At 65.2% G+C, this 12134-nt stretch carries 9 protein-coding genes; 7 read left to right on the forward strand and 2 right to left on the reverse strand.

Annotated features, from left to right (window positions below; all coding sequences use genetic code 11):
* Nucleotides 1-61: 61 nt before the first annotated feature.
* Complete coding sequence (locus tag CH292_RS00730; RefSeq protein WP_094653785.1) at nt 62-1405, reverse strand: hypothetical protein; 1344 nt, start codon at nt 1403-1405, stop codon at nt 62-64.
* Nucleotides 1406-1548: 143 nt separating this feature from the next.
* Here CH292_RS00730 and CH292_RS00735 point away from each other — a divergent pair, with 143 nt between their 5' ends.
* Nucleotides 1549-2850 carry a glycosyltransferase gene (locus tag CH292_RS00735; RefSeq protein WP_094653786.1) on the forward strand — a complete coding sequence of 434 codons (1302 nt, stop codon included), beginning with the start codon at nt 1549-1551 and terminating at the stop codon, nt 2848-2850.
* On the opposite strand, the gene CH292_RS00740 is transcribed toward CH292_RS00735, so the two are convergent.
* Nucleotides 2835-4124 carry a hypothetical protein gene (locus tag CH292_RS00740; protein ID WP_256977819.1) on the reverse strand — a complete coding sequence of 430 codons (1290 nt, stop codon included), beginning with the start codon at nt 4122-4124 and terminating at the stop codon, nt 2835-2837. The two genes, CH292_RS00735 and CH292_RS00740, sit on opposite strands and share 16 nt — an antisense overlap.
* A gap of 645 nt (nt 4125-4769) precedes the next feature.
* Between CH292_RS00740 and CH292_RS00745 the strand changes: the two genes are divergently transcribed.
* The 6 genes from CH292_RS00745 (at nt 4770) to CH292_RS00770 (ending at nt 12025) form a co-directional block, all read left to right on the forward strand.
* Nucleotides 4770-6209 (forward strand): condensation domain-containing protein, encoded by a 1440-nt coding sequence (locus CH292_RS00745; protein ID WP_094653788.1) that lies wholly within the window; start codon nt 4770-4772, stop codon nt 6207-6209.
* A gap of 17 nt (nt 6210-6226) precedes the next feature.
* Complete coding sequence (locus CH292_RS00750) at nt 6227-7657, forward strand: condensation domain-containing protein (RefSeq protein WP_094653789.1); 1431 nt, start codon at nt 6227-6229, stop codon at nt 7655-7657.
* A gap of 9 nt (nt 7658-7666) precedes the next feature.
* Nucleotides 7667-9061, forward strand: a complete 1395-nt coding sequence (locus CH292_RS00755) for a condensation domain-containing protein (protein WP_094653790.1) — start codon at nt 7667-7669, stop codon at nt 9059-9061.
* Between the two features lie 74 nt (nt 9062-9135).
* On the forward strand, nt 9136-10032 hold the full coding sequence (locus CH292_RS00760; protein WP_020112140.1) for a sulfurtransferase: 897 nt from the start codon (nt 9136-9138) through the stop codon (nt 10030-10032).
* Between the two features lie 22 nt (nt 10033-10054).
* Nucleotides 10055-10459 (forward strand): SufE family protein, encoded by a 405-nt coding sequence (locus CH292_RS00765; protein ID WP_020112141.1) that lies wholly within the window; start codon nt 10055-10057, stop codon nt 10457-10459.
* A 90-nt stretch (nt 10460-10549) separates the two neighbouring features.
* Nucleotides 10550-12025 carry a condensation domain-containing protein gene (locus CH292_RS00770; protein ID WP_094653791.1) on the forward strand — a complete coding sequence of 492 codons (1476 nt, stop codon included), beginning with the start codon at nt 10550-10552 and terminating at the stop codon, nt 12023-12025.
* Nucleotides 12026-12134: the final 109 nt, after the last annotated feature.

The raw sequence follows: 12134 nt of genomic DNA on the forward strand, positions 1-12134 counted from the left end.
ACTTCCCCTTCGTCCGTAGCGCTGCACCGAAAAGGTGCGGAATCGGTGGATAAGCATAGCCTCACCAGAAAGTGGGCGTCAGCTGCCACCTGGTGTACTCGTCGGCGATCAAGTTTTTCAGATGTTCCCGGCTGGGGTACAGGTCCGGGTCCAGGCCGGTCACACAGAGCGTCGCCGTCTCGCCACACGTGTTCCACCAGACACTCACGCCGCCCTTGGTACGCCGCAGCAACTCCGCCGTGGTGTTCTGCGTGATCGAGCGCATCGCGACCGACTCGGCCACAGATCCACCCACCGAACGCAGAGCGCTTCCGCGTGCACCCAGGTTGGAGCAGAGGCACAGCGGTGCGGTTGCCGACTTGGCGGCGCGCGCGACGACGGCGTCGGGCAACATCTGCATCAGCGGTTTCGTCAGCTCGAACGTGGTGGACCGGGTGGTGTCGGCGAGCGCTCGGAACGCCGCCTTGCTGTCCTGACGAATGGGCCGGAGATCGTCGAGGTAGCCCCTGCCTCCGTCCACGACGATCGATACACCCGACGTCGCGTTGGCACGGGTGTCGCCCGGAATGCGCGTGCTCACCGGAAGGGACACCTTGACTGCATCCGACTCGTCCACGCGGCCACCGGCCGCCAGAATGCCCAGCGCGACGGCCACCAAGAGGCTGTTGGCACTACCCCCGGCCCTCGACGCTGCGGCCACCCATTCGTCCGTCGGGCAATCCACGACGACAGTGCTGGGCGAGAACTCCCCCGCTGACTGTGCCGCCACGGGTGACTTGTGCGCCGCAGCGTGCGTGACCGCCTTAGAAGCGGACGGGGTGCCTGCACCCGGAAGCACGCCGCGCACCGTTCGGCCGAGCGCTCTGGCGGTGCCGGACGCCGCGGCGCGGAGTTGCCCGGCAGCATCGCGAAGGTCGGAGGTGGGTGCGGTGTCGAATGCCGAGGCGAAGTCGTCGGGATCCGAGGGTCCTCGCAGCGCTGCTATGGCTGCAGACGTCAGCGCTCCACCGTCACCGACTACATGGGAGGCGACGAGAGACAGCGCGGACCCTCCGGTCTCGAGGTCCGTGTACGCGAGTTGCCACACCGGTCCGTTCGTGGGGTCGAGAGGGACCGCCGCGCGCTCTTCCATCCACTCGGCCAGCGCGTGCACGGCAATGGCTCGCGCACCACGGAGTAGGGGCAGGGTCGACGCGGCTCGCACCCATCGGTCCCGTGCACCCGGAACCGACACTCGGTGCACGGCTCGATCGATCGGCCCGCCTGCGAGGTTCCGCCACGTCGAGTCCAGCACCTCGGAGTCGATCGGACCCGTGAAGCGCCAGACGATCTGATTGACGACAGGAACGTCGAGGACGCACTCCATCCGGAGGAACAGGTCGTCGTCGTACGTCAATCTGGTCACCGGGAAAGGGTATCGGAGAACGCGTGGTTCGAAACACCCGCGTGGTTCGAAACACCATTGCGCCCGTGCGTGTTACGCGACGTTCCCCACCCGTGCGGTAGGTTTCAGTTCTGCGTGCGACGACGCGGCCGAGGAGGGCGGAAATGAAGTTCGTGATGCCGTTCACAGGCAGCCGTGGGGATGTCCAACCGGGCCTGGTCCTGGCGTCCGAGTTGTCCGCTCGTGGGCACGAAGTCACGTTCGGCGCACCTCCCAACCTCGTCGCGTTCGCCGAGGCAGCAACGGCAGGCCGTACGTCCGTGTCCGTGGTGCCGTTCGGTCCGGATACCCGAGCGCTTCTGGAATCGGATCTGGTGCGTACCCGAATCAAGTCGAAGAATCTTCGAACGCGGTGGGCCGCGTCGGCGGAACTGGCCAACTTCGGCTGGGACGACATGGCCGAGAGCGTGCTGTCGATGGGTGCGCACGCGGACATGGCGATCGCCGGCACCCTCGGCCAGGAGCTGGTCTTCAATTACGCTGAATCACAATCGATTCCGTTCGCAGCCTTGCATTACTGCCCCATCCGCTCGAATCGGTCGATGTCGGTCGTGCCGTCGCGTACGATGCCTGGTGTCGTCAACCGGGCGACGTGGCGGATCCTCGAGTCCATGCGGTGGAGCTCGATGAAGAAGCGGGAGAATGCTCAGCGCCGCGCCCTCGGACTGGAGAACGCGTCGCGCCCCCTCCCTGAACGTATCGCGTCGTACGGCGGGATCGAGATCCAGGCCTACGACTCCGCGTTCTTCCCCGGTCTTCGGCAGGAATGGGCGGACAGGAGACCGTTCGTCGGGTTCCTCGAGCCGGACGGAGGCGAATCCTCGGGCAGCACCGGAGTTCTCGGTTCCGGTTCGATCCCGGGGTCACCGCTCCGATCCTGGATCGAATCCGGGACTGCGCCGGTGTACTTCGGATTCGGCAGCATGCCGGTCAAGGATCCGACGGGGTTGGTGAGCATGATCGAGGACGTCTGCGCGCGCGGCGGATATCGCGCGGTCGTGAGCTCGGGTTGGAGCACACTCGACGAACGTATCGATGCCGACAGCAGCGTTGCCGTCGTCGGCTCCGTCGACCACGGCGCCTTGTTCCCGTTGTGTCGCGCGGCAGTTCACCACGGCGGCGCGGGCACGACTGCGGCAAGCGTCCGGGCGGGATTACCCACCATGGTGTGCTGGTTCAGCGCGGATCAACCGTTCTGGGGTGCCGCTCTCGAGAGAACCGGCGCTGGATGCTCGGCGAAGTTCGTCGAACTCGACCGGGACATTCTCGCCGCAGGCATCGAGACGTTGATGCGCCCCGACACCGCGTCACGTGCACGACAGTTGGCTGCTGCCATGACATCTCCGGCCGACACCCGTCGCGCCGCCGTGCGCTTGATCGAAGGTGCGGTTCACCAGAATTCGTGACCGATCCCCCACCGGTCGAGAACCTCCGACACGACTGCCCGAACGTCCTCGTCGCTTGCCATCCGGTCCGGATCCATCCCGTGCATACTGATCGTGACCGCAGCGTCGGTCTCGGTCGCCCACGCCGTGGAGCCACCGCCGAGCTGTCGCGCGAAATCCGCGTCCGCTCCCGAGAACGTGGCTCTGGCAGCCACTCTCGTGGCGCGAACTCCGCCGATGGAGACGAAGTCCTCGGATAGCCGACCGAGGTTGGAACACAGCCCCTCGGCGCCGTCCGCGGGGACGGGCAGCCGTCTCGCCACCGCATCGGGCAACATCTGGACGAGGTTCAACGGGACCGCCTGGGTGGACGCGCCCGAAGCCTGTCGCGCCGAGAATTCCTGGAATGCGGTTTTGCTCGCTTTTCGTATACGAGTGAGATCACGGTCGGCAGGATCCGGTACGGGCACTCGCACAGCGATGATCTTCGTGGAGTTCGACTCGATTTCCGTCGAGCCCCGATCGTTGTAGGGAAGCGACCACCGCAGTTCTTCTCCCGGGCGTGCGCGGCCCAGCGCAGCGGACACCGACGTCATGACGGCGATGAACAGAGTGTTGGACGTACCACCCCACTCTGCGGCCGCCGACGCCCACTCGGATGCCGAGCAGCTGACCACGACATAGGGCGGACTCCACGGCTCCGACGTCTCGGGAACGTCGGTTCGACTCGGTCCGTCGGGCGCGATCGAGGCTTCCGACGGTGACGGTGCAACGTCTGCCGCCGGTCGGACGACGGAGGTGACAGCCTGCGCGGATTTCCCCGCGAGCCACGTCGCGATCGGCCGGAGCTGGCCCACGGTGTCCGCGATGTCGGACGCGACCGAATCGACCAGCGACGGCTTCTCGCCCAGACGAGCGGAGTCTCCCACCGACACACCGGTGGATGCGCGCTCGACGGCGGCGACCATCGCCGCGCCGTCGGCAACCATGTGCGAGCAGACCAGTGACACGACCGTGCCGCCGTCTGCGACCGGAGCTGCGGACAGCAGCCATCCGGTTCCCGCTTCCGGGTCGATGTCGGCGGAGATTCGCTGTTCCGCCCAGCAGCGAACCGCATCCGTCGGGACCGAGTTGGTGGAGTAGTCCAGCGGTAGCGACGCGTTCGAGGTGACCCATCGGTGCCTGGCCGTCGGAACGATCGGCGGTAGCACCCGCCGTGAGAGCAGCCCCGCGGACAGGTTCGCGTGCAGTTTTGCGAGCTCGGCGACTGCTACGGGGCCGTCGAACCGCCACACGAACTGATTGAACACAGGATTACCGATTCCATGGTGCATTCGGAGGAATAGGTGATCCGCAAATCCAATTCGGGTCATCTGCGAAAATCTACTACAAAGCCATTGGCCGAGCAGGTTCGACGACGATCGAATAGCACCGAAAACAGCGTCGAGAATTGGAATTCACGAATTCGAAACAGAACTTCGTACGGATTGGTTCGTTTCGAATATGTGGTGCAGGCCATAACAATACCGACCCGAAAGTCTTGAAGTCGCGAGGCCGACGTCTCCGCATCACGCGACGGCAGTCGACGCCCACGCCGACGCGGTCGGTCGAACTGCATTGCCGAACAATGGGTTACGAACGACCATCAGAATGCACCCGGGCGAGACGCTCTCGGACGACAGAAACCGACACCGTCGTCAACTCGAGACCAGGTGATGAACAACACTTTTTTGCGTAGCGAATTACCGGACGATTCGCCTTAGTGTCGTCAGCGAAACCAATACCGAATGCACAATCCGCGAGAACCACGGAATGCGCGTTACAAACGGCAAGCACGGTGTCACGTCATGCGCGTGCGCTGTGACTGTCGAGTCCGGCTTCACGAATCGTCACCCATGTTGCCAGTAGCTGCTGGCCGAGCTCGGAATTGGATGCTTTCGATGGAATACACCGAATTGGCGGACTACCCGCTGCCCGCAGGCAAGCTGACCGAGTGGGTCCCCGCCGTCGCCTCCGAGGCGTGGCGCGAGGATCCGCGGGGGATCTCCTTCACTCACGAGGACCACTGCAGCCGAGGCAACGACGGTTCGTGGATCGGTACCGTCTTCGAGATCCATCGTCGTTACGACGTCGAGGTCATGCGCCGGACCATCGGTGCCTACATCGCACGGCACGAGGCGTTCCGCACACGCGTCGAGCGCGACGACCGAACCGGTGCCTGGAGGCGCTACACGGTCGACGCCGACGCCGTCACGGTCGACGACCGGGCCGAGTCGTCGTCGTGGAGCGAGTCGCAGGTCTTCGAACATCTCGAATCCTGGTTCGCCGACGTCGTCTCACCGACGACGTGGCCGCACTTCGTTCTGGCGACCGTCGTCCCCGAGCCGCACGTGGCCGCATCCGTCCCGCAGCAGGACAAGTTCCTCGTCGCGTTCGCTGCCGACCACTCGGTGATGGACGCGTACAGCCAGATCTACGCGATCAACGAGTTCGACCGCCTGTACGCACATGTTCTGGACGGTGCCGAGCACGGACTCCCCGAGGTGGGCAGTTACGTGGACTTCTCCGCAGCCGAACGTGCGTTGGGTGAATCGCTGACCGCCGACCACGACGCGGTACTGGCCTGGGACCGCTTCCTGGCTGCCGAGGACGGCCGGTTCCCGGCGTTTCCGCTCCCGTTGCGCGCGGAGAACTCGTCGGCGCCGACCGATCTCGCCACTCGTCAGAGCAGCGTCTCCTCCTGGTTGTTGACCACCGAGCAGGTCGAGGCGTTCAACGCCAAGTGCCGAGCCGCCGGCCAGAACATGCAGGCGGGAATCCTGGCGGCACTCGCTCTCGTCAACTCGCGATTGACGGGCAACGGCACGTTTCGGACGATCATGCCCATGCACACTCGCTTCGCGGAGAAGTGGGCTGCGAGCGTCGGCTGGTACGTCGGGATTCTGCCGATGGAAATCCGGCTGGACGATGCAACGACCTTCGCCGAGGCAATCGATCGGGCCAACATCGGGGCAACCGAGTACAAGGGGCTCGCCGCAATGCCGTACTCGAAGATCGCATCCCTGATGTCCTCCACCGAGATTCCTCGCTTCGTCGTCTCGTACATCGACCTGAGGTTCCTTCCGGACGGCGAGGAATGGCAGGAACGGAAGGGCCGCGCACTGCGCAGCGAGTGCCACGCGGAGGACGAGGTCTACTTCTGGATCAACCGCACCCTGCAAGGCCTGAACATCTCGGCTCGATTCCCCAGCTCGGACGTGTCGACGACCAACGTGCACAGGTTCATCACCGAGTTCGTCTCCGTGGTGACCGCTGTGATCGAGGAACCGACGGAAACCCTCGATTCTGCAGTCGCCGCCGTCGGAGCAGGGCGAGAATAGATCCGGGAGGAGCATCGATGATCATCACCGCGCTGAGCAACTGGACACCTCGACCGGGCACGCTCGTGGAGTGGCACCCCAGTCGGGCGGCGTCGGACGCTGCGCTGGCAGCCCCGGTGCACTCGGCCCCGCCGTCGTTTCTGCAGGAAGACCATCTGGTCGCGGCTGCAGCAGCGTCCGCTCGCGGTGACGTTCACCACGCCTACACCGGTGTCGCGACCGAGATCGACGGGGCACTCGATCGGGATGCCCTCTCCCGGGCGATCGCTGCGTACGTGCTCCGGCACGAGGGATTGCGGTGCTGGTTCGAGGTGAACGGTACGCATGTCGTGCGTCACCTCGCCTCGAACGCGGTCGCCGAGTTCGAACCGAGCGATGCAGGCAGCTTCGACACCGACGAGCAGTTACAGAGTTACGTCCGTGCCCGTTTCTCCGCCGAAGCCACGGCGTTCGAGTGGCCGGGATTCGTCGTCGGTGCCGTCGATCGCTCCGACGGTTTCACGCTCTACTACGGTGCGGATCACGCGTTCACCGACGGTGGTTCACAGGCGCTCGTCATCAGCGAACTCGCCGATCTGTACGCCCTGGAGATCGGCGAGGACGCTCCCGTACCTGCGGCAGCGGGCAGCCACCTCGAGTACGCGACTGCAGAGCGTGCGCTCGCGGCGACGTACGGCCCCGACGCCCCCGAGATCGCGGCGTGGAGAAGCATCTTTCGAAACAACGACGGGAAGATGCCGCGGTTCCCTCTTACCCTCGGCCTCGAGGAAGGCGAACGCGGACCGGTGCGGATCGTCGAACGCCATCTGCTCGACGCCGACGCCACCGCTGCGCTCGACCGGGCGTGCAAGGCTGCGGGTGCCCGCATCAGCAGCGGCGTGTTCGCAGCCGTCGGCATTGCCGATTTCGAACTGGCCGGCCGCACCGACTACTTCGGTATCACGGTGCTCAGCACCCGACACGTCGGTGACTACGCGCAATCGCAGGGCTGGTTCGTGAACTTCGCGCCGGTCGCGTTCACCGTCGGGGACGCCGACGCCTTCTCCGAGGTCGCCGTCAGGGCTCACGCCGGATTCGAGGCTTCGAAGAAGATCGCAGCGGTACCCGTTCATGCCGTCCTCGGCGCGCTTGCTGCCGACGGAACATTGGGCAGCGAATTGGCCGTGAGTCCGAACATGCTGTCCTACATCGATTTTCGATGGTTCCCCGGTGTCGGCCGTCCTGCTGATACTCGGGGTGAGCATTTCACCGGCGAAGGCAGGACGTCCAACGCGTCGATGTGGATCAACCGCGACGCAGACCACCTCTACTTGTGCGCGCAGGTACCCGACAATCCGGTTGCCGCCGAGTCGGTCGAGCGCTATCACTCGCACCTGCAGAGCATCTTGGAATCGGTTGCCCGTGACGGCGACTACGCGATACGGGTGGCCGAAGTCGTCGGTGGTTGACCGGTGCGAGTGACCTCGATAGCCGACTTCCACACCGCACCGGGGCAGTACCTGGAGTGGCCGGTCGTGATGCGCGCAGGTACTGCGTCGTCCGTTCCGCCGTCGTTCAATCAGAGCTTCCATCTGTCGTCCGCACTCGAGCCTGCGGTCGGCAGTGGCGCTGACACGGCATCGGTATGGATCGCGGTCGCCTTCGACGTCGACGGACCGATCGACATCGATGCTCTCACTTCTGCTTTCGGTACGTTCGTGCGCCGCCACCCGGCTCTGCGGACCTCGTTCGCCGCGCGAGACGGCGTCGTCGCTCGGCGCGTGTACGAGCCGGACGAGGTCGACGTCATGACACCGACGTCGGTGATCGTCGACGGATCCGCAGCGCTCACCGCGCACATTCGCGCGCGGTTCGACGTCCTCTGCCACCCCGCCCGCATTCCGTCGTATTCGCTCGCGGCGGTGAGCCGTACGAGCCGTTCGACCGTGGTGTGCGGTTTCGATCATGCTCACGTCGATGCGGTCTCGATGACGGTCGCGGCCGAGGAGATCTCGCATCTCTACGCGGCACACCACGTGCAGGACGCGGCGGCCCTTCCCGAGGTCGGGAGTTTCGTCGACTTCTGCGCTACCGAGATCGCCGCTCCCGTGGTCGATCTCACGGACCCTCGCCTGCAGGCGTGGGCGAATTTCTTCGCGAGCTGCGGGAACCGGACACCCGAATTTCCTTTCGACCTCGGCGTGCCGTCCGGTACTCGCGCACCTCAGGCCACGACCGTGCACCGCCTTGCCGACGCCGCCGAGGCCGCCGCGTTCGAACAGGCCTGTCGAGATCTGGGCGGCGGTAGTTTCGCCGCGGTCGCCGCAGCGATGGCGCAGGCGTCGGCGGACATCGGTGGCCCGAGCACTCTCCCGCTGCTCTTTCCACTGCACACCCGTCGCGAAGCCCGGTACGAGCAGGCGATCGGATGGTTCACCACCAACGCTCCGATGAACGTCGAGGTGTTCGAGACGTTCGCGGGCACACTCGCCTCGGCACAGTCGTCCTTTCGGGACGCACTCGCGCTCGGGACCGTGCCGATACCCCGCGTCCTCGAAGCCGTGGGCGACACCCTCACGCGCGGGCGCGGCGACGTCTTCATGATCTCCTACGTCGACTACCGGCGCCTGCCCGGAGCCGACGCCACCGGCCGCAACGCGCACCACATCAGCAACGCCACCACTGCCGACGACGCTCAGTTCTGGGTGTCGCGGACCCAGGACGGGCTTGCGCTCCGTTCACGTTTTCCGGACACGACGCAGGCGCACATGGTGATCGAGCGTTTCGTCCGAGCACTGCAGTCGGTCGTCCGTGCCGCGGCATCGGACCCGGTGAACACCAGTGACCTCTTGCTTCTCGGCCCGAGCGCATAGGATCGATGCAGTCAGCTCGTCACCCGGCGAACTGCTCATCTCCCTCTCGAATTCTCAGTAGGAGCGAAGAAGAAGTGCCCATAGCAGCAGATCCCACCCCCGCCTTCGCCGACTATGCGCACCCGGATCGCCTGGTGTCCACGCAATGGCTGTCCGCACATCTCGGAACTCCCGGCCTCAAGGTCGTCGAGTCCGACGAGGATGTGTTGCTGTACGACGTGGGGCACATTCCCGGCGCCGTCAAGATCGACTGGCACCTGGACCTGAACGATCCCGTGACGCGCGACTACATCGACGGCGAGCAGTTCGCGGCGTTGATGCGCCGGAAGGGCATCTCCCGCGACGACACCATCGTGATCTACGGAGACAAGAGCAACTGGTGGGCTGCGTACGCGCTCTGGGTGTTCACGCTCTTCGGACACGAAGATGTGCGTCTGCTCGACGGTGGACGCGACGCGTGGCTGGCGGAGATCCGTGAGACGACGCTCGACGTTCCCGAGTACCCGGCCACGGATTACCCGGTCGTCGAACGCAACGACGCCCCTATCCGGGCGTATGCGTCGGATGTTCTGTCGGCCCTCGGTTCCGTTCCGCTGGTGGACGTTCGTTCACCTGCCGAGTACACCGGCGAACGCACTCACATGCCGGACTACCCGGAGGAGGGCGCATTGCGCGGCGGGCACATCCCGACCGCCACGAGCATTCCGTGGGCCAAGGCAGCGGCAGCGGACGGCCGTTTCCGCTCACGCGCGGAACTGGACGAGATCTACGGAGACGTCGTCGCGAACGACGAGGTCATCGCGTACTGCCGTATCGGTGAGCGGTCGAGCCACACCTGGTTCGTTCTGACGCATCTGCTCGGGCACGAATCGGTCCGCAACTACGACGGCTCGTGGACCGAGTGGGGCAACGCGGTTCGTGTTCCGATCGCCCGTGGCGAGGAGCCCGGCGACGCACCGGCGAAGAAGTAGCGCCGTGGCCGATTCTCAGGGCATGCCTGACACCCTGGCCGAGATCGTCGAGGATTTCGCGGCGGTCGGGGGCCAGGACAAGCTTCAGTTACTGCTCGAGTTCAGCCGTGAGCTTCCCGAGCTGCCTGCTCACCTCGAGCAGGCAGCGATGGAGCCCGTTCCGGAGTGCCAGTCCCCACTGTTTCTCTCCGTGGACGCCGACGACCGAGACCATGTGCAGCTGCACTTCAGCGCGCCGCCGGAGGCACCGACGACGCGCGGGTTCGCGTCGATCCTTCACCAGGGCCTCGACGGTCACAGTGCGCAGGACATTCTGGACGTGCCGGACGACTTCTATCTGGCGCTCGGGTTGGGTGACGCGGTGAGCCCGCTCCGGCTGCGCGGCATGTCCGCGATGCTGGCGCGCATCAAACGACACCTGAGGTGACCGGTCGTCTTGATCGATACACTTCGGGCTCGGTACACTCGGCTGCAGTAGTTGTCTGTTCAAGTCACCGGGAAAGATGGTCAGTGCCGCATGGAGTTCACCGAGCTGGCTGACTACGCCATCCCCGCTGGAACCATCACCGAGTGGATTCCCAGCGTCGGGCCGCACGCCACCACTCCGGTTCTGGCCGGGTGGCAGCCGGACAGCCGACCCACGTCGTACGTCCACGAGGCGCATCTACGCTCCAGCCTCGCCAGCCCGAGGCGAGGGCGGGAGAGCTGGCTAGGCGCAGCGTTCGAGATCGACGCCCCGCTGGACAAGCCTGCGTTCCGGCGCGCCGTCCTCGCGTGGATCGACCGTCACGAGTCGATGCGCTCGCACGCGTCGATCGACGAGAACTCCGGCGCACTGTCTCGTGTCACCGCAGCCGAGGGTGCCATCGACATCTGGCAGGTGGAGCAGGAACGCTGCGTTCAGTCCGGTGAGGTCTACGAGCACCTTCAATACCTGTTCGACGAGTTCACGTCACCACTGGCGTGGCCCGCCTACGCGTTCGTGACGCTCGAGCCGCTGGCCGAGGAAGCCCCGAATCGCGTCACTGTCTTCTTCGCCGCGGACCACTCGATCATCGACGGACTGTCCACCGTTCTCGTCGCTCACGAGATCTCGGCGCTGTATGCGGAGGCCAAGGATCAGGTGCCTGCCGGGTTGTTCGAGGCAGGTTCGTACCTCGACTTCGGTGTGTCCGAGAGACGTGTGCACGAGGAACTGGAGAACACGCACGATGCCGTTCTGGCGTGGAAGCACTTCTTGGACGAGGGCAACGGTGAGCTGCCTGCGTTCCCGCTGGACATCGGTCGACCGGGCGGGATGCACGCTCCGCAGAGCGGCCTGTCGGCGTGGATCCTCGACGCGGAGCGAGCCGACGCCTTCTCGGTGGCGTGTCGGAAGACCGGAAACAGCCTGTTCTCCGGCCTGCTCGCCGCTTTGGCTGTCGCGGGCGCAGAACTCTCCGGCGACACTCGGTTTCGCACCATCACTCCGGTCCACACCCGCGACCAGCCGCACTGGGTGTCCTCTCTCGGATGGTTCGTCGGACTGTGCCCGTTGTCGTTCGACATCGCCGACGCGGAGTCGTTCGGTTCCATCGTGGCTCAGGCAACCGAACAGGTCACGGCGACCAAACCTGTTGCCCGGGTTCCCCTCGATCGAGTCTTCCGGGCTTTGGACACGTCGGCGAAACCGCGTTTCGTCGTCTCCTTCATGGACGTGCGCTTCGCCCCCATGGCCGAGAACTGGCACGACTGGAATGCACGCGCGCTACGCAGCAGGCAGTACGACCACGATGTCTACATCTGGATCAACCGGACACCGCGCGGGATCAACATCTCGGCGCGCTACCCCAACACCGAGGAGGCGACGTCGAACGTCCATCAGTACGTCGGCGCACTTCGCCGGATCGTCGACGAGGTGGTCGACACCGGCAGTTACGCACTCCTCGGTCGAGCAGGGCGCTCGTACAGCCTGGACGCGTCCGGTACCGGCCCGATTGCTACCAATCAGTAGGTAGTGACTCGATTTTTGGGGAGGTTCCCCATAATCACCATCCAGTTTCGGTTGTGTTCGGGCCTGTGCTTAAACTCCGAAGAGACGCTCGTACCAGTGCGGCACGAAA

The sequence above is a fragment of the Rhodococcus sp. 14-2470-1a genome, from assembly GCF_002259425.1.
GTDB classification, from domain to species: Bacteria; Actinomycetota; Actinomycetes; order Mycobacteriales; family Mycobacteriaceae; genus Rhodococcoides; species Rhodococcoides fascians_E.